This is a genomic window from Virgibacillus sp. Bac332 (assembly GCF_003667785.1).
Lineage (GTDB): Bacteria > Bacillota > Bacilli > Bacillales > Amphibacillaceae > Virgibacillus > Virgibacillus salarius.
Genome location: NZ_CP033046.1, coordinates 2,953,882 through 2,980,403 on the forward strand (window position 1 = coordinate 2,953,882; position 26,522 = coordinate 2,980,403).

Here is a 26,522-nt window from a genome sequence, read left to right on the forward strand (position 1 = left end):
AGCGAGGTAACTTATGCGAACAAAACGTCAAGGAATTGTGGTCTGGTTTCAACATATGAAGAATCTAAAGCAAATTAAGCGCCATGGTCATTTTTTATACAGTTCAAAGAAAATGAAATATGCTGTATTATATGTCGATCAAGAGGAAATAGAAAAAGTAGAAGAAAAATTATTAAGGCTTTCTTTTGTTTCTAAGGTTGAGCGCTCCTACAAGCCTTTTGTTCGAATTGATTTTGAAAATGCGAAACCAGATAAGGCTAAACAATATGATTATAAAATGGGGATATGACGGAAAAGCTGCGAATTGATTGTTCGCAGCTTTTCGTTTGAAACAATTCTCTTATACAAAAGAAAAAACCTGCAGAAATGATTCTACAGGTCCCTTTGTTTTCTTGTTAGAAAACAAAAAGGCAAAGGGAGAGGAGAAACCGGAAGAAGAACTTATGGGGAAGAGTAAGTCTTCTCCGTGTTTTGAAACAACCAAGCTAACCTTTAGCTGTCTCATTATGTTAGTATGGTCGATCATAAGGATAATATACACCTAGCTAAAAAATTTTTTCAATGAATTCTTGTTTTCGTTTTCATACTTTTGTGGTAGGATAAATGTCGAATAGGGTAAAATCGAGGTGGAATAATGCGTATAATAGCTGGTGAGTATAAGGGAAGGCAGCTAAAAGCTGTACCAGGGAAGACAACTAGGCCAACAACTGATAAAGTAAAGGAAGCAGTTTTTCAAGTGATTGGTCCATTTTTTCAGGGTGGGAATGCATTAGATCTCTTTGCAGGTAGCGGCTCGCTTGGATTTGAAGCATTAAGCCGCGGTGTGGAGAAGGTTGTATTCGTAGACAAACACCCAAAGGCAGTACATACCATTAATGAAAATAGTAAACAACTGAAGTTGGAAAATAGAGTGGAAATTTTCCGCGCAGATGCATTTCGTGCAATTCACGCCGCAGCTAAACGTGAACTGGATTTTCAACTCGTTTTACTCGATCCTCCTTATGGAAAGGTAAACTATGAAGAGTTAATCAACGAAATGATTCAACTTCGGCTTATAAAACAAGGTGCTTGGATATATTGTGAGCATGACATGTCTGAAAAACTGCCATCGGATCACCCATATTTAAACGTAGTAAAACAAACCCATTATGGTGGTACGATAGGAATCACCATTTATAAAATGAATGAGGAAGGGAGCGCTTATCTTGACTAGATTGGCGATATGTCCGGGCAGTTTCGATCCTGTGACGTATGGACACTTAGATATCATACAACGAGGAGCAAAGATCTTTGATCAGGTTATTGTAGCCGTATTCAATAATCAATCAAAGGCCCCTTTATTTAATGTAGAAGAACGTATCAACTTATTGGAACAATGTACAGCAGATTTACCAAATGTATCTATTGATTCATCAAATGGTCTATTAATGGATTATGCAAGGTCAAAAAATGCGCAGGCAATTATTCGTGGTCTTCGAGCTGTAAGTGATTTTGAGTATGAGATGCAAATTACTTCGATGAACCGGAAATTAAATGAAGATATCGAGACTTTTTTTATGATGACAAATAACCAATATTCATTTTTAAGCTCAAGTATCGTGAAAGAAGTTGCGAAGTATAAAGCGAATGTTAGTGATCTAGTTCCTAATGTTGTAGAAGCAGCATTAGAGCAAAAGTATAATTAATGGACAAAAGAATGAAGAAGCAATAAAAAACGAACAATAATTAGTTGAAATTAATTATCGTTCGTTTTTTGATTAGAATTATTCATTTAGCACCTGAAATAAGCGAGACTCCGGCGGGAACAGCATGAGTCCGAAGATCCACTTGGTAACTTGTTTTTCTTTACCAAGTTAGCTGAGACCGTTCCCGCGGAAAGCGCGTATAGTTTCACGGTGTGGCGATGATACTTCTATTGATAACATGATTATTCGTATTTTGAGTAAAAGAAGTTGTGTTTTGTCCCAGCCTCTTTTTATAGTCTAGGAAATTATAAAATTTGCCCATCTGGATAATTATGGGCGTGTTAAGCTGCGTTCAGCTCCCAGCGCCCATGAATCGCCCTAATCTAAGTCATCATCGGCGTGAATCCTCTATCTCCGTTGACTCGCTCCAGTCGCTGCGTTTCTAATCGAGCGCTTGCGCTTTTATTTATACAGCTAACCATCGCTTTATTTTGCAGCATTTAGTCGAATAGCAATTATAATAATAGAAATTCCTAGGGAAATGATGGTAATGATTGGACCATATGTTATTATTTTCTCCAATACCATATTCCAAATATTTTCATGAACGGCTTGCGATACAGCGATATGATCGGAATCAAATGCTTGTTTATTCAAATATAACGGTTTATAAAGGACGATAGTAAGGATGGCCGCAATCATTCCATGAAGAATTCTAGCAAAAAAATAAGGCGCAAAACGAATATCTGTTTTTGCAAGTATGCTCGCAACTTGTGCTTGAACCGACAAACCATTAAAACCTAAAATAAAACTTACTAAGATAGCTTTTGTTAGAAGCGTATCACTTGTTATTCCTGAAATGCTCTGCGCACCAATTGTTATCTCGAAAAGTCCAGATAATAGAGGTAAACCAAATTCGGGAGACATAGAAAATAATTGTAAAATATGTTGGAAAAATACAGATATGAATGTGGATATACCAGTTAAAAAGAATAACTTTGTAAGCACAGAAAATAAAATGATAAATCCACCAACCATTACTAGTGTTTTAACAGAATGAAGGACAGCATCTCCGAGAATTTCTCCTAATGGTCGATTGTCCATTAATCTTGTTTCATGCATATCTTTAAATGCTTTAACGATTGATACTCTCCCACGAACTTCCCTTCTCATTATATCTTGTTTTTCTTTGTTTTTTCCATAGAATCGCATACAAATACCAACAAATGCATTACTAATATAATGACAAGCAGCTAGTAATATTCCTAGTTTTGTATCGTGGAAAAAACCAACAGATACTGCTGCAAAAATAAATAATGGGCTGGAGGCATTAGTAAATGAAACTAATCTTTCAGCTTCAATTTGTGTTAATTGTTTTTCTTCTCTTAGTCTACTTGCGATTTTGGCGCCAGTAGGATAACCACTTGCCATCCCCATAATCCATCCAAAGCTTCCAACACCTGGAATATTAAATAAAGGGCGCATGATTGGTTCAAATAGTACGCCAATAAATTTCACGACACCAAAACTGATTAGTAGTTCAGCAGTTATAAAAAAAGGTAATAGTGATGGGAATACCACTTCCCACCAAATACTTAAGCCACGGATACTGGCTTCAAATGTTTGATCTGAAAATTGTATTAGTGAAAATGCAATAAATGCCGTTGTCCCAGAAAGAAGGAATGTTTTAACTATTTGTGACAATGTTGCGCCTCCTAATTGTTAGCCTTGCTCTGTACTTATTCGTATGATAGTAGTAGAATTGGAATATCATTAGGAGAAAGCGCGTTCTCCTAATGCGATGTACAAGTCTATATAAATATACGCACATACCTAGCGAATTTATGCCATACACTTTTAAAACAGATGGTGTTAGTGGAACATAGTGGAGGGTAAAGAAATGACAAAAAAATACTTGGCTAGCTTACTTCTAATGATAGTTGCTGTTTATTTTTTAGCGGCATATCAGCTTCCATTTTATATTTATAAGCCTGGTGGTGCAGATGCGCTCAATCCAATTGTTGAAGTAGAAGAAGGTTATGAAAGTAAGGGAGATATGCATCTTGTTACAGTTAGTGGCGGACAAGCTACACCAGTACAATACATATTGGCAAAGGTGCTACCTCATCATCAAATAGTTCCTATTGAAGAAGTTTTCCCCGATGGTATAACAGATGATGAGTATATGCATGCTCAATTGCAAATGATGGAAAATTCACAAGAAGCATCGACTGTAGTTGCATATAAAGCTGCACATCAAGATATATCAATCGATTACAATGGTGTATACGTTGTTTCAATTGTTGAAAATATGCCTGCTGATGGGAAATTACAAATGGGAGATCGAATTATTGGAATTGATGGAGAGGAGATTAAAGAAGCGAATGATTTAATTCATTACGTAGAAGAAAAAAAGGCTAACGAAACAATTACTGTAGATTTCGTTCGTGACGAAAAAGAGATGTCTGTAAAGATTACACTCGAATCATTAGCTGATTTAGGTAATAAGCCTGGAATAGGTATTCGATTAGTAACTGATCGTGCGGTTTCAGTAAACCCTCAAGTACATTTTTCTAGCGGGAAGATAGGTGGTCCTAGTGCAGGACTTATGTTCTCTTTGGAAATTTATGATCAATTAACGGAAGAGGATTTGACGAAGGGTTATGAAATCGCAGGTACGGGCGAAATAGACTATGACGGTAACGTACATCGAATCGGGGGAATCGATAAAAAAGTGGTTGCTGCTGATAAAGAAGGTGCGGATATCTTTTTTGCTCCAAACGAGGCAGGTAATGGTGAGACAAATTATGAAATCGCACGTAAAAAGGCAGCGGAAATAGAAACAGATATGAAAATAGTCCCTGTTGATACATTTGAAGATGCGCTTGATTATTTACAGCAGTTGAAGTAAATAAAAAACAAGACCTAGATTTTTTATAGGATAGGTCTTGTTTTTTAATGCTATTATAATATTTTAATCGGTGGTTGGATTTCTTGATTACGTAGAGCTAATTTTACATCTGGAGCAAGAATACTATAATAGGCATCACTTGCTCTTTCTTCCATTTCTAACATCGGATGCATGGTACGACCCAACTTCTGAATAAGAGGAACATCTATTTTCTTCTTCTGTTGATGAATATAAGCTTGCCCCGTTTTATTAAATCCAAGTACACGAACGTAAGCCATCTTGGATGGATTACATAAGATGTCGATTTCTTTCTTTTTGGTATTCGTCAATATATGTACGAACATACGTTGTAATCGTGTCCATGTGTAACGCTTTGTTTTTAGTGTCTGCATCCATTCTCCAAATGAATGAACACTCCTAGCAGCTTTTTTTAATCGATGTTCAAGCCCTTCATCTACACCTTGAATCATAGAAAGTTCCTGTAGCGACATAGTTGTTACACGATAGTGTAGAAATGGAAAATAATTTTCCCAAACATGCCAAGTTCCAGCGCGTTGATTATAATTTTCTAATTCCATTTTTGTTGTATCAGGAATAGAGTTGCTAATTTCATGTGTGATCGTGTTTCTTTCTGTTAGAGTTTTTCGTATACTGGTTGCACTGGCAATTGATCCTGAAATTGTTTCATCATGGTAACCACATTGGGAGCGTTGGACAGTTAATGGTCTAATCGGGAGATTATGATCCATAATGGTTTTTACATAACTAAACCCTAGAATATTATTTGGTTTGGTTAAATCCATTTCATCAGTAGATAAGCTAATATGACGGTATGCTGCTTTACTAGCTTCTGGAAAAGATATTCCGGAATTTAACTGGTCTCTAAGAACGTTTTGATAGTCTTGTTGATTTGTTTTTAATCTGTGATAACTGTTTATAAAATTGTCAATATTGCCTGATTCACTACCAAAGCATAAGCTAGATACACCTAATTCGCTTAAGGTTAAAACTGCTCCCTTAGCAAATAAATCACTGCTTTGCACAGCGAATGGATATGGTAACTCAACTACTAAATCAATTCCCTTGCTTAGGGCCGCTCTTGCACGATAAAATTTATCCATAATTGCTGGTTCTCCTCTTTGTAGGAAGGAACCACTCATCACGGCTATCATACATTCTGCCTGACTTATTTTTCGAGCTTCCTGTATATGATATACATGCCCGTTATGAAATGGATTATATTCAACTACTAGCCCACATGCTTCCATTTTCATCATCTCCTAGTTCAAATAAAGTTTCACTTTATTACCGGTAACCTGGGCAGTAAATCTAGATGAAAAAGAAATAACACGTAGAGGAAATTGCCCGTAGAAGCCCGATTGGTTCAACTAACATTCAGAAGTAGTACACTTTTGAATAAAGTGTCACTTTATTGTATCAAAAAATAGATTATTTCGCATTTGGTCTACTGTTATGATGACTAGTGATAGGAGTGATCGGGAACACTCTATATAAAGGATATAGCTAATCAATTAGTTTTGTATTCTGTAAAGAAAATATGTTGACAAAAGTCTTTTTTTCTTTTAAAATTACTCTTGTTGCCTTGAGGTGATTATATTGAAATTTGCATTAGCTCAATTAAAGAAAAGTGCTTATAATGAACCATTCACTTTTGATGAAAAAGTAAATGTTTCTGAACTGGAGACAATGAATAACGATATTCGTCAAATTGAACCAGTTCGTGTTCATGGACAGTGTTTTTTTCAAGGAGACCAAATCATTTTTTCATTGGAGATTAGTGGAGAGATGATACTTCCTTGTGCGCGAACACTAGTAGATGTCCCGTATCCGTTTGATATTCATGCAGATGAAGTATTTACTACTGCACCATACGTTACTGAAGATGAAGCGGAAGAAGAAATACATCCGATTGATGGGGAAGTACTTGACTTAACCCCGCTTATAAAGGAAAATATTCTATTAGAGGTTCCGTATCGAGTATTTTCAGATGAAACAAATGACCAAATGAAGTCCCCTACAGAAGGGAAAGGTTGGGAGTTTATTTCAGAAGAAAAAAAAGAAAAGACGATAGATAAGCGTTTTAAGAAATTGGAATCATTGTTGAAAGATGACGAGAAGAAAGACTAACATCATTCTACTCGGTTTTCTTATCTTCTATGAAGGAGGTGTAAGTCATGGCAGTACCTAAAAGAAGAACTTCTAAAAAAGTTAAAAATCAACGTCGTACTCATAAAAAATTACACGTACCTGGCATGGTAGAATGTTCAAATTGTGGTGAATTAACAAAACCACATTATGTTTGTAAATCATGCGGACATTATGACGGGAAAGAAGTAGTAAGTAACTAATAAAGTATAATCATAGCTTACAAACAGATCACAAATTGTGATCTGTTTTTTATATAATCAACAGGTAGTTATGGAATCTATGGTTGTCTATTTTCACTCCAAGTTAGCTGGAACCTGTTATATAGGAAAGGATTTCACTAGATAAGCGCACCCTCTATTTTTATTTTTATTTGTACAATAATTAAAAAAACTGTTAAAAATACATAATACTTTATTCTATCACTCCTATTTTTTGCATACATTGATAGCAAATGTATAAGGAGGGATGTTATGAATGCAACTCGACAAGATGCATGGACTAAAGATGAGGATGTGTTGTTAGCAGAAACGGTCCTGCGCTATATACGAGATGGAAAAACACAATTAGAAGCTTTTAAAGAGGTAGCTAAAAAATTATCAAGAACTTCAGCTGCATGTGGATTTCGTTGGAATGCGACAATTCGTAAACAATATCAGGATGCAATTCAAACAGCGAAAGAGGAACGAAAGCTTGGCAATAGAAAGGATATATGGAGCTTTACTGAGCCTAAAATTCAAGAAAGAGATACGATAGAAACTGCGATTCTGCTATTAGAAAAGATGAGATCCAATTTTTCAACACAAAAAACAGAAGATATCAAGAATGATAAAGAATATGCGGAGCATTTAGAGAAGGAAAATGCGCATCTAAAAGAGAAACTTACGCGATATGAAAATGCTTGGGAAGAAATGGGTAAATTATGGAGTTGGGTAAAAACGGATTCACAGGATAAGTAATAAAAACAGATAACTCATTGCGCTTGATTTGTCTAGCGCATAAGTAGATAATTTAAAGCCTTTTTTATGTTTTATATAATTGTAAACAAAAGCCAAATTCAGATAAAGTGAAACTTCAATCAGTGGGGGTTTTTGTTTATCCCGCACTTACCATATTGGTTTTACTTTATTGCTTGAAGTGGGGGTATTAATGCCAGTTATATGCGAGATAAAAAGACATGAATGCAATTTTACATTCATGTCTTTAGCTTCAATTTAATTTGAACTTTCTTGCTCTTTTACCCCTTCAGGCATCCATATTAAAGGATTTTCGCCTAAGTCTCTTTCCATTTCATAATGCGCTTTTTGGAATCCCATTTTTTCCCAAAAGCCGTGGGAGTTAATACGAGGATTCGTTTTAATAGGTAATTGATAACTTTTAGCGAAATTAACAAGTACTTTACCATACCCTTTTCCCTGATATTCAGGTAAAACTTCTAACTTCCAGAGTGTTAGATAGTCTTGAGGTGGTTCGAAATAAAAGTCGTATTTTTTCTTTACTTTATAAAGACTCATTCTGGCGATTAAACTATCCCCAACATAAATCCCGTAGAATGGCGAGTCATTTTGATTTTCGATCATATTATTTTCTAGGTCTTCCAGCATTGATAATTCTTGATTGCCATATTCCTTGAAATGTTTAAATTTTTCAAGTGTTTTGTAATTGATCATGAGTTTTTCCACTTTCACGGATTCCATAAAAGTTCCCCCTCTATATCGTTGCTGTCATTTACTTTGTTACAATTATTTTGGATTTTCTATATATTTATTATAATATAAAAGGAACAATATGAAAATAAAAGAATTATTTAGCGTTTTTAACGATGAACAGTTCGGGGGAAATGGTAATAAATGATTAATGTACTTAGCTATTTCATTGCATTGTTAGTAACAGTTCCACTATTTGCTACTGGGATATTGTATTACATTGCTCGTTCTTCAGGTATACACCCCTTAAAGGCTTTACATGTTGCAGTTCATTGGACAACAATATTTTACATCCTATCTGTATGTGTAATAGGGTCAATTATTTTTAATTTCAATGTTATTGGCATTATAATTACATTTTTGCTTGTACTCATCACTACCATTATTGTTTTACAGTGGCGTATGCAAACGGAGGTTAATTTTGCGAGGGCTTTTAAAATTATGTTACGGATTTCATTTTTGATTTTCGGTTTTTTATATGCCTTACTTGTTTTACTAGGAGTTATTCAGCGAATTTTTTTCTAACTGTACCTTGCAAAACAGATCGCATGAAATTTACGCTCTTTTTATGTACAATACAAAAAGGACATTACATATAAAGGAGCATGGGATCTATGCGGATTGACCCGATCGTTTTGAAGAAACGGAATAAATTAATACAGGATTATAGAAATAACGACGAGCAAATTCAATCTTTTTTTGATTATGCTCCATTTGGCAGTTTTGATAAAAGATATGATGAACTAATGGAACGTTCTTTTCAACGAGAAAGTTTATGTGAGGTATTGCATGAATTGAACCAAGGCTGGAACGCTCCTCCATCTACATTGGAAAATATAGAACGGTTAGTAGCGGATGACAGTGTGGTTGTAATTGGGGGACAACAAGCAGGATTAATGACGGGTCCAATGTATACGATAAATAAGATTATTTCAATTATACAGTTTGCTAGGGAACAAGAAAAAATTCTCGGTGTTCCAGTTATTCCTATTTTTTGGATCGCCGGAGAAGACCATGATTTTGATGAAGTAAATCATATTTACCTTCCTCAACAACAGCATTTACAAAAATATAAGGTGCAACATAAGGTTTGGGACAAAATTTCATTATCTGATTTGCAGATTAATAAAGAGCAAAGTGCAATTTGGTTACAGCAGTTATTTAAAGATCTAAAAGAAACAAACTATACAAAAGAATTATATGAGCAAATGAAGCATTGCTTGAATGATTCTGCTAGCTATGTTGATTTTTTTGCACAAATAATTTTTGCCCTTTTTCCAAATGAAGGTGTCGTACTCATTGACTCGGGTGATGATCGCGTACGTGAACTGGAAAAAGAGTACTTTGTGCAAATGATTAAACAACAGCCCGAGATCAGTAAGGGTGTACATGCAACGATTAAGGAATTGAATGAATTAAATTATTCTCTATCTCTTGATGTGGAAGAATCGGATGGTCACTTGTTTTTTCACAGAAATGGAGAGCGAATTTTATTACGCCGTATGGAAAATGGTGACTGGCAAGGGAAACAAAATGAGGTAGTGCTTACTACTGACGAGCTAGTATACATTGCTAATCAAAATCCAAATCTATTAAGTAACAACGTAGTTACTCGTCCATTAATGCAAGAGTTTTTATTTCCTAGCTTGGCATTTATCGGAGGACCAGGAGAAATAGGTTATTGGGCTTCTTTAAAATCTGCCTTTCATTCGGTTCAGTTAAAGATGCCACCTGTCTTACCAAGGCTATCTTTAACGATTGTAGAACGTCATATAGAGAAAACAATGCACAAGTTTCAAATTTCAGCTGAAGACGCAATAAATCATGGCACTGTTCACCTTAAAGAACATTGGTTCGCTCAGAAGAATCAGCCAGCTATTGAAGAAATTGCTGAACAAGTAAAAAAAGATGTTGAAAGGGCGCATTTGCCTTTGAGGGAAGTTGCGATTGATATGCGAAGCGATTTAGGTGATTTAGCTAATAAGAATCTGCAATTTTTAAAAGCAGATGTATCCTTTTTGGAGAGTAAGTTAATAAATGCACTACGATCAAAACATGAGGAAGAATTAAAAGCATTTGATTTGATGAATATAGTATTACATCCAGAAAATGGTTTACAAGAGCGTGTTTGGAATGTATTACCTTGGATTAATAAGTATGGTTTAGGCTTTATAAGTGAATTAATGAATCATTCCTATCAATTTACAACTGATCATTATATTATTTATGTATAAAAAGGCAATTATTCTCCCACTAATTACCACCATCGTATAAAAAAGGGGCTGGGACATAACTAGCCCTTATGAAGTTAAAAAAGATTCCAGTTATCAAAAAATGATAGCTGGAATCTTTTTTGTTATAATTTAGGCTTGTATTTTGCCTGAAGGCGGTGTACTTTCTTAAATTCACCGCCATAAAGGCGAATCCTAATTCATTTTCCACTTTCGATTTGCCTCTCACTGACATACGAGTGAAACGCAAATTAGCCTTCAAAAATCCGAAGACAGGTTCTACATCTATTTTACGTTTTCCATAGATTTCTCCCGTTTCTTCTTTTGAAAGCTGCTCTCTTATATATGCTTTTTGCTGTTCCCAATGGGCATTATAGAAAATCTTACGATTTCCTTTTGCTTTGGTACAATGAACGCGTAATGGACATCCCGAACAATCTTCACATTCATAGACACGAAAGGTTCGTTTAAATCCGGCTTTATCTGTTCGATTCGATAGATATTGAAAAGGTACCTTCTTTCCGTTTGGGCAAGTAAAGAAGTCGCTGTCTGAATCATAGTCCCAGTTTGACACATAAAAAGGATTTTCTTTATATTTCTTTTTCTTTTCCATCCGATAGGAATTATACGTAATGAGTGGAGTTCTATTTCGATGTAATACCTCACTATAATTTTGTTCACTACCATAACCGGCGTCAGCGACAATATACTTGGGTAACTTGAAGTACCTTTCTTCAATATTCTTGAGGAAAGGAATAAACGTGCGAGTATCCGTAGGATTTGGAAATACATCATAAGCTAATGTGTACTGGCCTTCGGTCGCAATTTGTACATTATAACCCGCCTTAAGTTGGCCATTTTTCATATAGTCATCTTTCATTCTCATAAAAGTGGCATCATGATCCGTCTTAGAATAACTATTGCGGTTGCCAAAGATCTCCATATCATTTTGATATTTCTGTTTACGAATTACATAGTCTTGGAATTGTTTACGGTATTGCTTGGGTTCTTTTCGCATAGAACGGAGTTGTTTGCGATCTTTTGCTTTTTCACTTTCCTCGATTTCTTGATCGTATTTCTTCACTTTTTCATCTAGTTTTTTTACTACTTCATTGAGTTCTTCCGTTGAAATTTCATCAGAACTTTCTCTTTCTATTTCGGGGATAATTTCTTTTTCCAGTAGCTCCTCATACATTTGATTCGACTTCTCTACTAAATCGGAGCTGTATTTTTCAATGGATTTTTTCCATACAAAAGTGAACTTATTGGCATTCGCTTCTAATTTCGTGCCGTCAATAAAAATGGCCTCTTCTTCAATTGCCTTCTCTTCAACAAGTTGACAGCGAAATAGGACAAAACATTGGCGTAGTAACTCTTTTACTTCGGGATGAACACGGAATCGATTGATGGTACGATAGCTCGGCTCATAACCCTGTGCTAGCCACATCATCCGTACACTATCTTTAAGTAAGCCTTCTATTTTTCTGCCAGAAAAAACAGTTTGGGTATAGGCACATAAGATAATCTTCATCATCATTCGAGGATGGTATGCAGGACAACCTGTTTCGCGCAAAAATCCCACAAATGATTCTTCTGGGATATGTTCTACAATATGGTTAACCGCATAGGCGATATCATTTTCTTGTAATTTCATTTCAAAATCTAAAGGCAAAACGACTTGATTCATGGTATAATGTTTAAACATAAGGGATACCTCCGGTTCTGTTTGGGTGTGATTACTTTAACTTTACCAGAAGGTATCCCTTTTGCGTACATAAATCTCAAAAAAAGTGGTACTTACCAAATTATTGGCGAGTACCACTTTTTATTTTACTGGGTTTTGTCCCAGCCCCTTTTTCCGTTGTTATTACCGTTAGCTTTTAGCTGTATAAACAGCTTTTTTTTTATGTTTTTTTAAATATGAGTGGTGAATAGTGGGGGAATGTGGTAATATTGGATATACAAAGGTGGGGTGGACTATATGTTCATGGGTGAATTCCAACATAACATTGATACTAAAGGAAGAATGATTGTTCCATCTAAGTTTCGTGAGGGGCTTGGGGAAAGCTTTGTTGTGACCCGTGGACTAGATAAATGTTTATTTGCTTATCCAATGGACGAATGGAAACTATTGGAGGAAAAGTTAAAAAAACTCCCACTTACTAAGAAGGACGCCAGAGCATTCACGCGATTTTTCTTTTCTGGTGCAATTGAATGCGAAGTTGATAAACAGGGAAGAATAAATATTCCGCAGAATTTACGCAGTTACGCTGCATTGGAAAAGGAATGTGTCGTGATTGGTGTTTCAAATCGCATTGAAATCTGGGCGAATGAGAATTGGGAAGAGTACGTGACAGACTCAGAAGAATCCTTTGCAGAAATTGCAGAGAACCTAATGGACTTCGATATCTAATCAACTAGAGAGGACATTTGACATCATGAAGGCGGCAAACGATAGAAATGGGTGTTTCAATGTTTGAACATTATAGTGTTTTAAGAACAGAGACAATTGAAGGAATGGAGATCAAGCCAACTGGTACGTATGTTGATTGTACAGTAGGGGGTGGAGGGCATTCTGAGCAAATTGCCTCAAGATTAAGCGAAAACGGATTACTAATAGCTTTTGATCAAGATTTAGATGCATTACAGGCTGCAAAAGAACGATTAGCGGAATATAAAGATCGAATATTATTTGTTCATTCTAATTTTAGCAGGCTAGAAGAAGCTCTAGAAGAGCATCAAATTGACCAAGTAGATGGGATTTTATTCGATTTAGGTGTATCTTCTCCTCAATTGGACAGGGGAGAAAGAGGCTTTAGCTATCAGCATGATGCAATACTTGATATGAGAATGGATCAAACAAAAGATCTGAACGCTTATGAGATCGTAAATAACTGGTCGTATAATGATTTGGTGAAAATTTTCTTTAAATATGGTGAAGAAAAATTCGCCAAACAAATTGCCAGAAAAATAGAAGCCTATCGGAAAACTAAAACGATAGACACGACACATGAATTAGTGGGAATTATTAAAGAAGGTATTCCTGCACCCGCTAGACGTAAAGGGGGACATCCTGCTAAAAGGATATTTCAAGCCTTACGAATTGCGGTAAATGATGAGTTAGGTGTGTTTAACGATGCCTTACATCAAGCTGCAAGAGTTGTAGGCATTAGTGGAAGAATTGCAGTAATTACCTTCCATTCATTAGAGGATAGACTTTGTAAACAAGCTTTTAAAAAATGGAGTACACCAAAGGCTACACCAAGAAACTTGCCTATTTTACCGGAAGCTAATGAAGCACCTTTTCGGCTAGTTAACCGAAAACCGATTATTGCTAATGAGCATGAGTTGGAGGTTAACCGAAGATCACGATCTGCTAAGCTGCGTATTATTGAAAAAATATCTGATTGGAAACCACATTTTAGGTATGAAGAAGGGTGGAGAAAATAATGAGTGTAAATCATGCTAGATCATGGGAACAAATTAGACCGCAGCAGACACCGAAGAAGGAGCAATCCATACCTGTTAAAGTGCAGAAGCAGGGTTGGATTACAAAAGGAGAAAAATTAATTTATTCCATAATTGGGGTATGTATAATTGTAGCAGGATTGTATATGGTTTCTTTTTCTTCATCAACGGATACGGTTAATCGAGAATTACAACAATTAGAAAGCAAAGTCAAGTTACAACAAGCTGTTAATGATCAACTTAGCTATGAGTTGAAAGAGTTGAGTAGGCCGGAAAGAATTATAAATATAGCTGAAAAGAATGGTCTAAAAATTCAAGATACCAAAGTGAAACAAGCTCAGAAAATGAATAATTAGAATCAAGGGGAACATGGTTATGAGGAAAAATAAAGCGACTCACTTCATGGCAGGCATTTTTATAATCCTTTTCGTAGGTGCATTTCTTACATTGTCAGGACGGTTTCTCTACATTCAAGCCACAAAGGAAATAAACGGAGTATCATTGGAGGAATGGGCAGATAAACAACGAACATCATCTTATACATTACCCGCAGAAAGAGGAAAAATATACGATAGTAATGGAATGACGCTGGCTTATGATCGACCTACATATAGATTATACGCCATTGTAGATGAATCCTATTCCGAAGATTTAGAGGAGCCAAAGCATGTAAAAGATCCGGAGAAAACTGCGGAATTGCTGGCTCCTTTATTAGATATGAAAGAAAGTGAAGTGCTTGAACAGTTAAATGCTGGCATCGAAAAAAATAAATTTCAGGTTGAGTTTGGAAATAACGGTAAAGAATTATCTCAGCAGAAAAAGGATGAAATTGCAGCTTTAGATTTGCCTGGAATTAATTTCAAGGAAGAAGCAATTCGCTATTATCCAAATGGAATGTTTGCTTCACAAATTATTGGGTTTGCAAGAGAAACAGAAGTTGATAAGAAAGACAAAACTGGTACGAAACAAGAAATCAAAGGTGTAGCTGGCATTGAACATGAAATGAATGATTTATTAAGCGGTAAAGATGGGCGCATATCTTATCAGCGTGATCAATATAATAAAAAGCTCTTGCATCCAGAAGAAGTTGTTACTGAACCTGAGGATGGAGATGATGTTTATTTAACGATCGAACAGAAAATTCAAACCTTACTGGAGGATACACTTACACAGGCAGATGAAAAGTATGAGCCTGAGCGCATTTCTGCTGTTGTAATGAATCCTAAAACGGGTGAAATTGTGGCGATGAGTAATCGACCAAGCTATAATCCGAATGATCCAAAAGTAGAAAATTGGTTTAATGACGTTGTTTCTACACCGTTTGAACCGGGTTCAACGGTTAAAATGTTTACTTGGGCAGCAGCGATAGAAGAGAATGTATATAATGGTAGTGAACCTTATATGTCAGGTAGCTACCAACCCAATGAGCAAATAAAGCCTGTGCGTGACCATAATGGAGGTAACGGTTGGGGGAAAATCTCATTTGATAAGGGATTCCAACGATCATCCAATGTAGCAGCTTCTAAGCTTGTATGGGAAAAAATTGGTACCGACAAATATCTAGAATACTTAAAGGCCTTTCAATTTGATAAAAAAACGGAAATTGATTTACCCAATGAGGTAGCTGGTGAAATTTTATATAATTGGCCGCGTGAGAAGTTAAGTACTTCTTTCGGTCAAGGTAGTACGCTAACACCAATTCAACAAATGAAAGCTGCAACAGCTATTGCAAATGATGGAAAAATGCTACAGCCTTATGTGATCAAAAAAATTGTTGACGCTAATTCTGGAGAAATAATCGAAGAGAAGTCACCAAATGTAGTTGGCAAACCAATTTCTAAAGCGACAGCTGAACAAGTTTTAGAGCTTTTGAAATCTGTTGTAAATGGAGAAGATGGGACGGGTAAAAAGTATAAACTGGATGATTATACAGTTGGAGGTAAAACAGGGACAGCGCAGATTCCTAATCCTGAAGGAGGATATTTATCTGGTAAAGAAAATCATGTTTTTTCCTTCTTAGGCATGGCACCCATCGATGATCCGGAGTTAATGATGTATGTATCTGTTAAGCAGCCCAAGTTAGAGCCAACGGAATCAGGTTCGACACCAGTATCTTTTATTTTTAAAAATGTAATGGAGAATGGGCTTCACTATTTGAATATTAATCCTGATAAAGAGAAGACCAACAAGGTTAAACAAGTAAGCATCCCTACCTTAGTAGGAAAAGATGCTAGTAAAATGGAGAAAGAGCTTAAAAAGCATGGGTTGAAAGTTACGGTAGCTGGTCAAGGGGAAATTGTAGCTAGTAATGTCAGAGAAGGTGAAAAAGTGTTACCAAATGATCATGTTTTATTAATAACTGAAAAACCAAAGATGCCTAACATCGTGGGCTGGTCGCTACGTGATGCATTACAGTTAGCAAATCTATTGGAATTGAAAACAGAGACCTTTGGTAATGGCTATGTTGTTACTCAGAATATAAAGGAAGGTACACCTGTAAAGCCTAAAGACTATTTAGGTATTGAATTAGTACCTCCGAATCAAGAAAAGCAGGAAAACACTTCATCAGATCAAGAAGATACAGGGGAATAACACAAGTAATATAATTTTGTGGCGATGAGAAACAGTGTTCTAATCCAATTTTATTGTTCATATAGTGGATACAAGCATGTCTATAAAAAGGAGATGTAGTATGAAACGTGTATCTGCTGTGACGACAAAAAAACGGATAGTCGCTGTTTTTCTTATTGGTTTATTAATATTTACAGTTATTGATATTCGTTTAGGGTATGTGCAATTTGTAATAGGCGATAAATTAATGGGACAAGCCAATGAATTATGGACAAGGGATATTGAATTTGAACCTGAAAGAGGAAATATATTGGACAGTAATGGTGAAGTACTTGCTGAAAATGTAACAGCTCCATCCGTTGTAGTTGTACCGAGGCAAGTTGATAAGCCTGAGGAAACGGCAAAGAATTTGTCCAATATTCTAGACATTTCATATGATAAGGCTTATGAATATGTTACACGAAATGCATCGAGTGTGAACATACATCCAGATGGCAGGAAAATAGATGAAAAACAAGAAACCGCTATTCGAACATTGAATATGGATGGTGTCTATTTATCTAAAGATTCTAAGCGACATTATCCATACGGAGATGACCTTTCCCACGTGCTCGGATTTGCAGGCATTGATAATCAAGGATTAATGGGTCTTGAGTTATTTTATGATGATAAATTAAGTGGAGATAAAGGCAGTCTCTCCTTTTACTCAGATGCGAAAGGTAGACGTCTAGATAGATTAGCAGATGAATACAGCCCTCCCAAGGATGGACTAGACCTCAAAACAACTATTAACACAAAAGTACAAACTATTATGGAGCGTGAACTTGATCTAGCTGAGTCCAAATATCATCCAGATGGTGCAGTTGCGATTGCCGTAAATCCTAAAACTGGGGGAATTCTTGGTATGACGTCACGTCCAAACTTTCATCCCGAGAATTATCAAGAAGTAGACTCCGATGTGTTTGATCGAAACCTGCCGATCTGGAGTACGTATGAACCAGGTTCCACATTCAAAATTATTACATTAGCTGCTGCTCTTGAGGAAAAAGTCGTAGATTTAGAAAATGATCACTTTCACGATGATGGTGACATCTCTGTTGGAGGAACCGAATTACATTGTTGGAAGAGCGGTGGTCATGGGCATCAAAGTTATTTGGAAGTTGTCCAGAATTCTTGTAACCCTGGCTTTGTAAGCCTTGGTCAAATGTTAGGAAAGGAGAAGCTATTTTCATATATCAATAGTTTTGGATTCGGTAAAAAGACAGGAATTGACTTGCAGGGAGAAGGGAATGGAATTCTGTTTAAACCAGAAAATGTAGGACCAGTTGAATTGGCTACTACAGCTTTTGGACAAGGTGTATCTGTTACTCCAATTCAGCAAGTAATGGCGGTAGCAGCTGCAGTTAATGGTGGCTATTTATACGAACCATATATTGCAGAAGAGTGGATTGATCCTAAAACAAAAAAGACAACCGAAAAAGTGGAACCTACCATGAAAAAGAAAGTTATTTCCGAATCGACTTCCAAGGAGATACGTCACGCTTTAGAAAGTGTTGTTGCACAAGGAACAGGACGACCTGCATATGTTGATGGCTATCGAGTTGGCGGGAAAACAGGTACAGCACAAAAAGTTGGACCAGATGGTAGATATATGGAAAATAACTATGTGGTATCCTTTATTGGTTTTGCTCCAGCAGATGATCCTGAAATCGTTGTGTATGTAGCTGTTGATAATCCGAAAGATACGGTCCAGTTTGGTGGTGTGGTAGCAGCACCAATTGTTGGTACAATTATTGGTGATAGCCTAAGGGCAATGGAAGTCGAACCTCGTAAGGGTGGACTGGACAAAGAATATCAGTGGCCAGAAGAACCGAAAGTAGAAGTTCCTGACTTAGTGGGACTAAATAAAGAAGAATTAACGGAATACATGACAAACCTATCCATCGAAACTAGTGGAAAGGGTGATTATATTATTGATCAAGCACCTAGTCCTGGAACAAAAGTAGAGCAAGGATCAAAAATCCGCATTTATTTATCGGAAAATAATCGTTAAACAGGGATAAATTTGCTATAATGATTTAGGTGGAAAAAGAATAAAAGAGGGTGCTGTCACCCTCTTAAAAATTGTAATCTACGAGAATACATATGTGGGACATTATTTTAGATTGGGATGTTAAACATGAAATTAATTGATTTGTTAGGATGTATACCTTTTTATGAAACAAATGATGATATAGCTCATATAGAGGTATCTGGTATTGAAATGGATTCGCGAAAAGTAGAATCCGGTAATCTTTTTGTCTGCATCAAAGGCTTTACAGTTGATGGACATGACTACGTAGAGCAGGCGGTTCAAAATGGAGCCAGTGCCGTTATTGTCGATCAAGAAGTACATTCAAGCGTACCAATAATTAAAGTCGCTAATACAAGCAGAGCATTATCGATGCTTGGTGTGAAATATTATAATAACCCTACTGTTAAGCTACCTTTAATCGGTATCACTGGAACAAATGGTAAGACTACGGTGACGTATCTGCTTGAAACGATATTTAATGAATATAAGAAAAAGACAGGTGTTATTGGAACAATTCATATGAAAATAGGAAATGAAACATATCCGGTTGCCAATACGACTCCAGATGCGTTACTACTTCAGAAGTCGTTCAAAAAGATGCTAGATCAAGATGTAGACCAAGCAATTATGGAAGTTTCTTCGCATGCGCTTGTGCAGGGAAGGGTTTATGGTTGTGATTATGATATAGCGGTTTTTACAAATCTATCTCAGGATCACTTAGATTATCATAAAGATATTGATGACTATCTAAGAGCCAAGAGCCTCTTGTTTGCGCAACTAGGCAATAGTTATAGCGGTGAAGATAAATATGCCGTAATTAATGAAGATGATGCGTCAAGTACACTATTAAAAGAAAGTACAGCTCAACATGTGATTACGTACGGAATCGAAAATTCTGCTCAAGTAATGGCAAGTAATATTAAACTTGGTGCAGCAGGTACAACTTTCCAATTAACGACACCTGTTGGAGAGTTAACAATCCAAAGCAAGCTTATTGGTATGTTTAATGTATATAATATGTTGGCGGCCAGTGCTGCAGCAATTGTGAGTGATATTCCGATTGCCCACATTAAAACGGCTTTAGAAAAAATGGAGGGTGTAAATGGTCGATTTGAACCTGTGAATGAAGGGCAATCCTTTGCAGTTATTGTTGACTATGCACATACACCGGATTCATTAGATAATGTTTTACAGACGGTGAAAGAATTTGCAGAAAATCGTGTGTTTGTAGTAGTAGGCTGTGGTGGTGATCGTGATCGTACGAAGCGGCCACTTATGGCGGAAATTGCATTAAAATATGCAGATTATGCTATTTTCACATCTGATAATCCGAGAACGGAGGATCCCCAAGAAATTTTGGATGATATGACAAATGGTTTGCATGCTAACGAAGATTATCAAGTTATCGTAGATCGAAGATTGGCAATACAGTATGCTGTAGAACATGCTAAAGCTGGTGATGTTATTCTAATAGCAGGTAAAGGGCATGAAACATATCAACAAATCGGCAATGTTAAATATGATTTTGATGATCGAGAAATAGCTTGCCAAGCTATTTTAGCTAAGGAGTAGAGATTATGTTTAGTTTAAATTGGCTTTCGGGATTTTTTCCAGACTTTACGGGGGATATCCACGGAAAATCAATAGAACATGTTCATACAGACAGTAGGCAGCAAAAGCCAAATTCCTTGTTTATTCCGATTATTGGGGAGAACTTTGATGGTCATGCTTATGTGGAACAGGCAATTCATAATGGAGCAATTGCTGTATTTTGGGATCAGGCGAAGGCTCTACCACAGCAGGTTCCCGATGACCTTCCGATTTTCTTTGTTGACAATACGATTACTGCCTTACAGGAAATGGCTTTTCATTATCGGAAAAAGATTGATCCAATCGTAGTAGGTATTACAGGTTCAAATGGTAAGACTTCTACGAAAGATATCGTGGCAGCTATGCTGAAAGCTGTATATCGAACACATTATACAGATGGAAATTATAATAACCATATCGGATTACCATTAACTATTTTATCTATGCCGATTGATACGGAAGCATTGGTTTTAGAAATGGGAATGAGCAACTTTGGAGAAATTGAACAATTATCCGAAATTGCAAGGCCAGATTATGCCATAATTACCAATATTGGCGAATCACATATTGAATATTTAGGTTCACGCAAAGGTATTGCCAAAGCTAAACTTGAGATCACTTCCGGACTAAAGTCAGATGGTTATTTAATTATCGATGGTGATGAGGAATTGCTTTATCATATGCATAAAAAAGCTAATGTTCGTACATGTGGATTTAATCATACGAACGATAAACGAATCATATCGGTCGAGTTAAAACATGCACAGACACTTTTTCAGCTAGGTAAAGATGAGGAATATAGCATACCTTTTTTAGGAGAGCATCATGCTAAAAATGCAACATTTGCAATAGCACTTGGAGAATTGTTAAATATTAGCGGCGCATTAATACAGCAATCATTTTTGCAAATGGAAAAGACAGGAATGCGATTTGAATGGCTAACAGGTAATAATGGTGTAGCCATTATTAATGATGCCTATAATGCTTCTGCGACATCGATGAAGGCTGCAATAAAAGTTGTAAAACAATTACATGATTTTAAGGATAAAGTACTAGTACTAGGTGATATACTAGAATTAGGAAATCATTCAGAAATGTTACATCGGTCTGTAGCTGAAGTTATATCAGAACCTGTGACAGAAGTTTTCACATTTGGCGAGGATGCTAAATACATTACTAAAGCAATGAAAGAAAAACATTCTCTAATTCCCTCAACGCATTTTAGGGATAAACAAGCGCTCATTGAGGCACTTCAACCTTATTTGAATAAAGACACTGTAATTTTGTTTAAAGCATCTAGAGGATTGAAATTTGAATTAATGATAAAAGAAGTTAGTTATTTACAATAGATGGACGGTTTCTAACAAGGAGGAGAAACAATGAATATATTCGTATTAGTCATAACGATTGCTATAGCATTTTTAATCACCGTCCTTATGTCTCCTATTATTATTCCATTTTTAAGACGATTAAAGTTTGGACAAAGCATAAGAGAAGAAGGGCCAAAATCACATAAAAAGAAGACAGGTACGCCTACAATGGGTGGATTAATGATTGTTCTAAGTGTTATAATCACATCAATAATTATGGCCTTGAAAACAAATTCAGATGGCATTGGCTATGAACTTTGGTTACTCATTTTTGTGTTAGTAGGGTACGGATTATTAGGATTCTTAGATGATTTTATTAAAGTCGCAATGAAGAGGAACCTTGGTTTGACTTCAAAACAAAAGATGTTTGGTCAGCTGATTATTGCACTTGTTGTATATTTTATATTGAGAGATCAAGGCTTTCCGACCTACATTTCAATTCCAGGTACATCTATTCAATGGGAATTGGGCTGGGGTTATGCACTTTTAATTATTTTTATGCTTGTTGGTGCTTCTAACGCCGTAAATCTTACAGATGGCTTGGATGGATTACTTGCAGGTACCGCTGCTATTGCATTTGGTGCATTCGGAATTCTAGCTTGGTATGGAATTCCACAAAATGAAGTCACTATTTTTTCATTAGCTGTAGTTGGTGCACTGCTTGGTTTCCTTGTATTTAATGCACATCCTGCTAAGGTATTTATGGGTGACACAGGCTCATTAGCGTTAGGTGGAGCCATCGCTGCTATTGCCATTTTAACTAAATTAGAGATTATTTTAGTTATTATCGGTGGAGTTTTTGTTATTGAAACGTTATCTGTCATTATTCAGGTTATATCTTTTAAAACAACTGGAAAAAGGGTGTTTAAAATGAGCCCACTACATCATCATTATGAATTATTAGGTTGGTCTGAATGGCGTGTCGTAACAACCTTCTGGTTAGTAGGCTTAATTTTTGCAGCTTTAGGTATATACATTGAGGTGGGCATAAATTGAGAAAGCTAAATGATTTTCCCTATTCACATGTACTTGTATTAGGTTTAGCTAAGAGTGGTACAGCTGCTGCTGAGGTATTAATGAAAGATGGGAAAAAGGTACGTATAAACGATAAAAAAGCAACTGCTTCAGATGAAGAGGTAATTCGATTAAGGGAGATGGGTGCAGAGATAATTGTTGGTTCCCATCCTCTTTCTGTGTTAAATGATATCGACATAATCGTAAAAAACCCAGGAATTTCCTATGAGAATCCAATTGTTGCCGAGGCTATAAAAAAAGAAATTCCAATTATTACTGAAATAGAAATAGCTGCGCAGTTAACAGATGCAACAATCATTGGTATCACAGGTTCAAATGGTAAAACAACGACAACCACGATGACTGCTCAAATGCTTACACAGAGTGACCAACCTGTTAAGATAGCTGGAAATATTGGAATAGTTGCAACTGAAGTAGCACAAACAATAGATAATAACGAGAATTTAGTTTTAGAACTATCTTCTTTTCAGTTAATGGGGATAGATAAATTCAAGCCTAGGATTGCAGTTTTATTAAATATTTTCGAGGCGCATTTAGATTATCATAAAACACTTGATAATTATAAACAGGCAAAATTTAATATCTTTAAGAATCAAACGGAAGAAGATTTTCTCGTCTATAATGCCAACGATCGTAGCTTGATTGATGCAGTAGAAAACAGCAAAGCTCATAAAGTTCCTTTTTCTGTTAAGGAGCGTTTAGAAGATGGTGCTTGGATGGATGAAACATCGATTTATTTTAGAGATGAAAAGATTATGGATCGATCAAATATCGCCTTAATGGGAGAGCATAATTATGAGAACATACTTGCCTCAATAGCTGCTGCTAAGCTTAGCGGTGCTACGAATCACGGGATTCAAACTGCCCTATCTGCTTTTACAGGGGTAAAGCACCGTTTACAATTTGTCGGAAAACATCTTGGTAGGATGTTTTATAATGATTCAAAGGCAACGAATATTCTGGCAACACAAAAGGCGTTATCAGCTTTTGAAAAACCGGTAATCTTGTTGGCTGGTGGGTTAGATCGAGGGAATGAATTTAGTGAACTAATCCCTTACTTAGAACATGTTAAAGCGATGGTGTTATTTGGAGAAACTGCAGAAAAATTGAAGGCAGTTGGCGAACATGCAGGCGTTCCCCAGATAAAATTAACAGATAATGTGGAAACAGCGGTACAAACTGCTTTTGATTTTTCAGAAGAAGGTGACACCATTCTGCTTTCTCCAGCTTGTGCAAGTTGGGACCAATATGCGACGTTTGAAGAAAGAGGAGACATGTTTATACAAGCCGTGCATACGATAGTATAGGGGCTTGTTTAAAGAACTTGTTCAAGAAGTATGTCTCACCTTCTTTTTGAACCGAGTAGAAAAAACATCGTGAAGTAAATAGCTTTAAACAACACCCCGATTTCAATCTAAAGAGGGGTGTTATTTTTGTTCCAGAATAAAGCGAGATCACATACTTCACCCGATTATATCTTATTGGGCGTTATCATAAGTTTGTTACTTATTGGAGTCATTATGGTCTACAGCTCCTCCTATGTTTGGGCAGAATATAAATTTGGTGATGCGTGGTATTATGTAAAAAGACAAGTATTATTTGCTGGCGTCGGCGTAGCAGCAATGCTTTTTGTGATGAAAATTCCCTATAGTACGTGGAAAAAATACGCGAGAGTGATTTTGTTAGCTTGCTTCATACTTTTATTTTTAGTATTAATACCAGGAATTGGAATGGTACGTGGAGGAGCACAAAGCTGGATTGGAATAGGGGCATTCAGTATTCAACCATCGGAATTTATGAAGTTAGGTTTAATTATTTTTCTATCTGCATTTTTAGCAACGAAGCAGAAGTATATTACCTCATTGAAGCAAGGTTTTCTTCCATCCATTATGCTGATATTTACTGCGTTTGGCTTAATTATGCTTCAACCAGATTTAGGTACTGGTATGGTATTAGTATTAACGTGTATGATTTTAGTATTTGCTGCTGGTGCTAGACTTTCACATTTTTTTGGACTAGCTCTACTTGGGCTGATAGGCTTTGTAGGTCTGATTGCATCTGCGCCGTATCGTATTAGTAGAATTACTGCATTCTTAAATCCGTGGGAAGACCCACTTGGCGATGGATTCCAAATTATACAATCACTATATGCAATTGGTCCAGGAGGTTTAATGGGGTTAGGATTTGGGAATAGTCTACAGAAGTATTTTTATTTACCTGAACCACAAACTGATTTTATCTTTGCTATTTTAGGAGAAGAGCTTGGCTTTATTGGAGGTACTATCGTTTTATTGCTGTTTCTACTCTTACTATGGCGTGGGATAAAAGTATCCCTGGAGGCACCTGATCTATTCTCTCGTTTCTTAGCACTTGGGATAGTTTCCATGCTTGCGATTCAAGCAATGATAAATATTAGTGTCGTTATTGGTTTAATTCCTGTAACTGGAATTACCTTGCCTTTTTTAAGCTATGGAGGATCATCATTAACATTAATACTATGTTCTGTAGGTATTTTGCTAAATATTAGTAGATATACGAAAATCTAAAATTACTTACTATAAAACCATAGTTTGCAGAGATATTGCAAAGAGCTTAAAAACTTTATTTTCCATCTATGTACACTACAACTTTAAAGGGATAATGTGATATACTTTAAATTAACATAAGGAAATGGTATTTATTTGCCATTTCTATTGTTAATTTATGATAAAGGAAGAAATGGAGATGGCAAAAAAGAAAGTTGTTTCAATAGAAGATAGGATACCGAAATTGAAGCAGGCTAGGAAAAAAAAGGCAAATCGACGGTTAATATTTTATCTTTCTATTTTTTTCTTATTAATTTCTATTATCGTCTATCTGCAATCTTCATTAAGTCATATCCGATATATCGAGGTAGAAGGAAATACCTTTTTATCGGATAAAGAAGTAATAAGCATAAGTAATTTAGCGGAAGATATGAATATATGGACAATTGATAAATCAGCGAGTGTGAAAGCAGTAGAGAATAATCCGATTATTTCATCCGCAAGTGTAGATAGAAAATTACCGTGGACAATCACTATTCAAGTGGAAGAATATGAGCGTGTTGGTTATGTACAAAAGGAAACAAAATATTATCCAATTCTAGGGAACGGTACTGTGCTCAATAGTTTGGAACAGCATACCTTTACTGGAGATGCTCCATTAATATCCAATTTTACCGAAAAAGAATATATACATAGGATGACAGCAGAACTAGAAAAACTTCCCAAAAGTATATTGAAGTTAATTTCTGAGATTCATTGGGCTCCAACGGATGATAATAAAAACAAAATTCGCCTATATATGAATGATGGATTAACGGTTGATGCAACGATTCGGGATTTTGCAGCTAGAATGGAAGTATACCCATCTATTGTTGCTCAATTGGATGCAGACAGTGAAGGAATTGTTCATATTGGAGTAGGAGCCTATTTTGAGTCTTTTAATGAAAAAGAAGAGAGCCAGCAAGATGAAACCACTGAATCTGAAGAATCAGTAGAAGATACTATAAATCAGGAGGCAACATCTGAAAATCGTGAGTAAAAGAATTTAATTTCTTATGAAAGTCATAATTCCAGCTCTCTTTACGAAATAGTTTAATATAAGAGGTATGGTTTCTTTTTCCTAAATAATTAATGATCACATTGTATTAATTGTAAAATCTGCTTAATTTTTTTAAAAAAATTACCGAAAA

24 protein-coding genes are annotated in these 26,522 nt (G+C 36.0%); 20 read left to right on the forward strand and 4 right to left on the reverse strand.

All coding sequences use genetic code 11. The features are described from left to right. Positions 1-13 precede the first annotated feature (13 nt). The 3 genes from D9782_RS14040 (at position 14) to coaD (ending at position 1,685) form a co-directional block, all read left to right on the forward strand. The gene (locus D9782_RS14040) at positions 14-289 is read left to right on the forward strand and encodes a YlbG family protein (RefSeq protein WP_026680785.1); all 276 of its coding nucleotides are present in this window, start codon (positions 14-16) and stop codon (positions 287-289) included. A 345-nt stretch (positions 290-634) separates the two neighbouring features. Further along, entirely contained in the window at positions 635-1,213 is a 579-nt protein-coding gene (gene rsmD, locus D9782_RS14050) for a 16S rRNA (guanine(966)-N(2))-methyltransferase RsmD (RefSeq protein WP_026680786.1), read from the forward strand. Next, positions 1,206-1,685 carry a pantetheine-phosphate adenylyltransferase gene (coaD, locus tag D9782_RS14055; protein ID WP_121605044.1) on the forward strand — a complete coding sequence of 160 codons (480 nt, stop codon included), beginning with the start codon at positions 1,206-1,208 and terminating at the stop codon, positions 1,683-1,685. The genes rsmD and coaD overlap by 8 nt, the downstream gene beginning before the upstream one ends. Positions 1,686-2,171: 486 nt before the next feature. Here coaD and ylbJ read toward each other — a convergent pair whose 3' ends face one another. Beyond that, positions 2,172-3,389, reverse strand: coding sequence for a sporulation integral membrane protein YlbJ (ylbJ, locus tag D9782_RS14060; protein ID WP_121605045.1), 1,218 nt, complete (start codon positions 3,387-3,389; stop codon positions 2,172-2,174). 196 nt (positions 3,390-3,585) lie between these two features. Here ylbJ and D9782_RS14065 point away from each other — a divergent pair, with 196 nt between their 5' ends. Beyond that, entirely contained in the window at positions 3,586-4,596 is a 1,011-nt protein-coding gene (locus tag D9782_RS14065) for a SepM family pheromone-processing serine protease (RefSeq protein WP_026680789.1), read from the forward strand. A gap of 53 nt (positions 4,597-4,649) precedes the next feature. On the opposite strand, the gene D9782_RS14070 is transcribed toward D9782_RS14065, so the two are convergent. Further along, entirely contained in the window at positions 4,650-5,864 is a 1,215-nt protein-coding gene (locus tag D9782_RS14070) for a nucleotidyltransferase (RefSeq protein ID WP_121605046.1), read from the reverse strand. Between the two features lie 349 nt (positions 5,865-6,213). On the opposite strand from D9782_RS14070, the gene D9782_RS14075 reads away from it, so the two are divergent. From D9782_RS14075 to D9782_RS14085, 3 genes are all read left to right on the forward strand, one after another. Next, positions 6,214-6,744, forward strand: coding sequence for a YceD family protein (locus D9782_RS14075; protein WP_026680791.1), 531 nt, complete (start codon positions 6,214-6,216; stop codon positions 6,742-6,744). Positions 6,745-6,791: 47 nt separating this feature from the next. Further along, positions 6,792-6,965: a 50S ribosomal protein L32 gene (gene rpmF, locus D9782_RS14080; RefSeq protein ID WP_026680792.1), complete on the forward strand. Its 174-nt coding sequence runs from the start codon at positions 6,792-6,794 to the stop codon at positions 6,963-6,965. Between the two features lie 270 nt (positions 6,966-7,235). Beyond that, a complete protein-coding gene (locus D9782_RS14085; RefSeq protein WP_026680793.1) occupies positions 7,236-7,721 on the forward strand; it encodes an RsfA family transcriptional regulator in 486 nt (161 codons plus the stop codon). A gap of 255 nt (positions 7,722-7,976) precedes the next feature. Here the strand turns inward: D9782_RS14085 and D9782_RS14090 are convergent, their stop codons facing one another. Further along, the gene (locus D9782_RS14090; RefSeq protein WP_026680794.1) at positions 7,977-8,459 is read right to left on the reverse strand and encodes an N-acetyltransferase; all 483 of its coding nucleotides are present in this window, start codon (positions 8,457-8,459) and stop codon (positions 7,977-7,979) included. Between the two features lie 153 nt (positions 8,460-8,612). Between D9782_RS14090 and D9782_RS14095 the strand changes: the two genes are divergently transcribed. Together D9782_RS14095 and bshC are read left to right on the forward strand one after the other, a co-directional pair. Then, a complete protein-coding gene (locus D9782_RS14095; protein ID WP_026680795.1) occupies positions 8,613-8,993 on the forward strand; it encodes a DUF3397 domain-containing protein in 381 nt (126 codons plus the stop codon). A gap of 110 nt (positions 8,994-9,103) precedes the next feature. Then, a complete protein-coding gene (gene bshC / locus D9782_RS14100; RefSeq protein ID WP_240455741.1) occupies positions 9,104-10,702 on the forward strand; it encodes a bacillithiol biosynthesis cysteine-adding enzyme BshC in 1,599 nt (532 codons plus the stop codon). Positions 10,703-10,721: 19 nt separating this feature from the next. Here the strand turns inward: bshC and D9782_RS14105 are convergent, their stop codons facing one another. Further along, positions 10,722-12,404 carry an IS1182 family transposase gene (locus D9782_RS14105; protein WP_121605047.1) on the reverse strand — a complete coding sequence of 561 codons (1,683 nt, stop codon included), beginning with the start codon at positions 12,402-12,404 and terminating at the stop codon, positions 10,722-10,724. Between the two features lie 276 nt (positions 12,405-12,680). Here D9782_RS14105 and mraZ point away from each other — a divergent pair, with 276 nt between their 5' ends. From mraZ to D9782_RS14160, 11 genes are all read left to right on the forward strand, one after another. Continuing rightward, a complete protein-coding gene (gene mraZ, locus D9782_RS14110; protein WP_026680797.1) occupies positions 12,681-13,112 on the forward strand; it encodes a division/cell wall cluster transcriptional repressor MraZ in 432 nt (143 codons plus the stop codon). Between the two features lie 59 nt (positions 13,113-13,171). Further along, complete coding sequence (gene rsmH, locus D9782_RS14115; protein WP_026680798.1) at positions 13,172-14,149, forward strand: 16S rRNA (cytosine(1402)-N(4))-methyltransferase RsmH; 978 nt, start codon at positions 13,172-13,174, stop codon at positions 14,147-14,149. Continuing rightward, the gene (gene ftsL / locus D9782_RS14120; protein ID WP_026680799.1) at positions 14,149-14,523 is read left to right on the forward strand and encodes a cell division protein FtsL; all 375 of its coding nucleotides are present in this window, start codon (positions 14,149-14,151) and stop codon (positions 14,521-14,523) included. Before rsmH ends, ftsL begins: the two co-directional genes overlap by 1 nt. Positions 14,524-14,542: 19 nt before the next feature. Then, positions 14,543-16,759: a penicillin-binding protein gene (locus tag D9782_RS14125; RefSeq protein WP_121605048.1), complete on the forward strand. Its 2,217-nt coding sequence runs from the start codon at positions 14,543-14,545 to the stop codon at positions 16,757-16,759. Positions 16,760-16,859: 100 nt separating this feature from the next. Next, a complete protein-coding gene (locus tag D9782_RS14130; protein WP_121605049.1) occupies positions 16,860-18,791 on the forward strand; it encodes a stage V sporulation protein D in 1,932 nt (643 codons plus the stop codon). Between the two features lie 126 nt (positions 18,792-18,917). Next, positions 18,918-20,384: a UDP-N-acetylmuramoyl-L-alanyl-D-glutamate--2,6-diaminopimelate ligase gene (locus D9782_RS14135; RefSeq protein ID WP_121605050.1), complete on the forward strand. Its 1,467-nt coding sequence runs from the start codon at positions 18,918-18,920 to the stop codon at positions 20,382-20,384. 5 nt (positions 20,385-20,389) lie between these two features. Beyond that, the gene (murF, locus tag D9782_RS14140) at positions 20,390-21,751 is read left to right on the forward strand and encodes a UDP-N-acetylmuramoyl-tripeptide--D-alanyl-D-alanine ligase (RefSeq protein ID WP_371413956.1); all 1,362 of its coding nucleotides are present in this window, start codon (positions 20,390-20,392) and stop codon (positions 21,749-21,751) included. Between the two features lie 30 nt (positions 21,752-21,781). After that, the gene (gene mraY / locus D9782_RS14145) at positions 21,782-22,768 is read left to right on the forward strand and encodes a phospho-N-acetylmuramoyl-pentapeptide-transferase (protein ID WP_026680804.1); all 987 of its coding nucleotides are present in this window, start codon (positions 21,782-21,784) and stop codon (positions 22,766-22,768) included. Continuing rightward, positions 22,765-24,114, forward strand: coding sequence for a UDP-N-acetylmuramoyl-L-alanine--D-glutamate ligase (murD, locus tag D9782_RS14150; RefSeq protein WP_121605052.1), 1,350 nt, complete (start codon positions 22,765-22,767; stop codon positions 24,112-24,114). Before mraY ends, murD begins: the two co-directional genes overlap by 4 nt. 126 nt (positions 24,115-24,240) lie before the next feature. Then, positions 24,241-25,353: a stage V sporulation protein E gene (gene spoVE, locus D9782_RS14155; protein WP_026680806.1), complete on the forward strand. Its 1,113-nt coding sequence runs from the start codon at positions 24,241-24,243 to the stop codon at positions 25,351-25,353. A gap of 178 nt (positions 25,354-25,531) precedes the next feature. Further along, on the forward strand, positions 25,532-26,371 hold the full coding sequence (locus D9782_RS14160) for a cell division protein FtsQ/DivIB (RefSeq protein WP_121605053.1): 840 nt from the start codon (positions 25,532-25,534) through the stop codon (positions 26,369-26,371). Positions 26,372-26,522 lie beyond the last annotated feature (151 nt).

What these genes read in the sequence shown, in the direction of transcription:
- D9782_RS14130 (WP_121605049.1), top strand. Translation starts at nt 16,860, where the DNA reads ATGAAACGTGTATCTGCTGTGACGACAAAAAAACGGATAGTCGCTGTT.
- mraY (WP_026680804.1), top strand. Translation starts at nt 21,782, where the DNA reads ATGAATATATTCGTATTAGTCATAACGATTGCTATAGCATTTTTAATC.
- D9782_RS14090 (WP_026680794.1), bottom strand. Translation starts at nt 8,459, where the DNA reads ATGGAATCCGTGAAAGTGGAAAAACTCATGATCAATTACAAAACACTT.
- D9782_RS14125 (WP_121605048.1), top strand. Translation starts at nt 14,543, where the DNA reads ATGAGGAAAAATAAAGCGACTCACTTCATGGCAGGCATTTTTATAATC.
- D9782_RS14095 (WP_026680795.1), top strand. Translation starts at nt 8,613, where the DNA reads ATGATTAATGTACTTAGCTATTTCATTGCATTGTTAGTAACAGTTCCA.
- D9782_RS14070 (WP_121605046.1), bottom strand. Translation starts at nt 5,864, where the DNA reads ATGGAAGCATGTGGGCTAGTAGTTGAATATAATCCATTTCATAACGGG.
- D9782_RS14135 (WP_121605050.1), top strand. Translation starts at nt 18,918, where the DNA reads ATGAAATTAATTGATTTGTTAGGATGTATACCTTTTTATGAAACAAAT.
- D9782_RS14065 (WP_026680789.1), top strand. Translation starts at nt 3,586, where the DNA reads ATGACAAAAAAATACTTGGCTAGCTTACTTCTAATGATAGTTGCTGTT.
- murF (WP_371413956.1), top strand. Translation starts at nt 20,390, where the DNA reads ATGTTTAGTTTAAATTGGCTTTCGGGATTTTTTCCAGACTTTACGGGG.
- rsmH (WP_026680798.1), top strand. Translation starts at nt 13,172, where the DNA reads ATGTTTGAACATTATAGTGTTTTAAGAACAGAGACAATTGAAGGAATG.
- ftsL (WP_026680799.1), top strand. Translation starts at nt 14,149, where the DNA reads ATGAGTGTAAATCATGCTAGATCATGGGAACAAATTAGACCGCAGCAG.
- rsmD (WP_026680786.1), top strand. Translation starts at nt 635, where the DNA reads ATGCGTATAATAGCTGGTGAGTATAAGGGAAGGCAGCTAAAAGCTGTA.
- D9782_RS14040 (WP_026680785.1), top strand. Translation starts at nt 14, where the DNA reads ATGCGAACAAAACGTCAAGGAATTGTGGTCTGGTTTCAACATATGAAG.
- D9782_RS14085 (WP_026680793.1), top strand. Translation starts at nt 7,236, where the DNA reads ATGAATGCAACTCGACAAGATGCATGGACTAAAGATGAGGATGTGTTG.
- rpmF (WP_026680792.1), top strand. Translation starts at nt 6,792, where the DNA reads ATGGCAGTACCTAAAAGAAGAACTTCTAAAAAAGTTAAAAATCAACGT.
- D9782_RS14160 (WP_121605053.1), top strand. Translation starts at nt 25,532, where the DNA reads ATGGCAAAAAAGAAAGTTGTTTCAATAGAAGATAGGATACCGAAATTG.
- mraZ (WP_026680797.1), top strand. Translation starts at nt 12,681, where the DNA reads ATGTTCATGGGTGAATTCCAACATAACATTGATACTAAAGGAAGAATG.
- D9782_RS14105 (WP_121605047.1), bottom strand. Translation starts at nt 12,404, where the DNA reads ATGTTTAAACATTATACCATGAATCAAGTCGTTTTGCCTTTAGATTTT.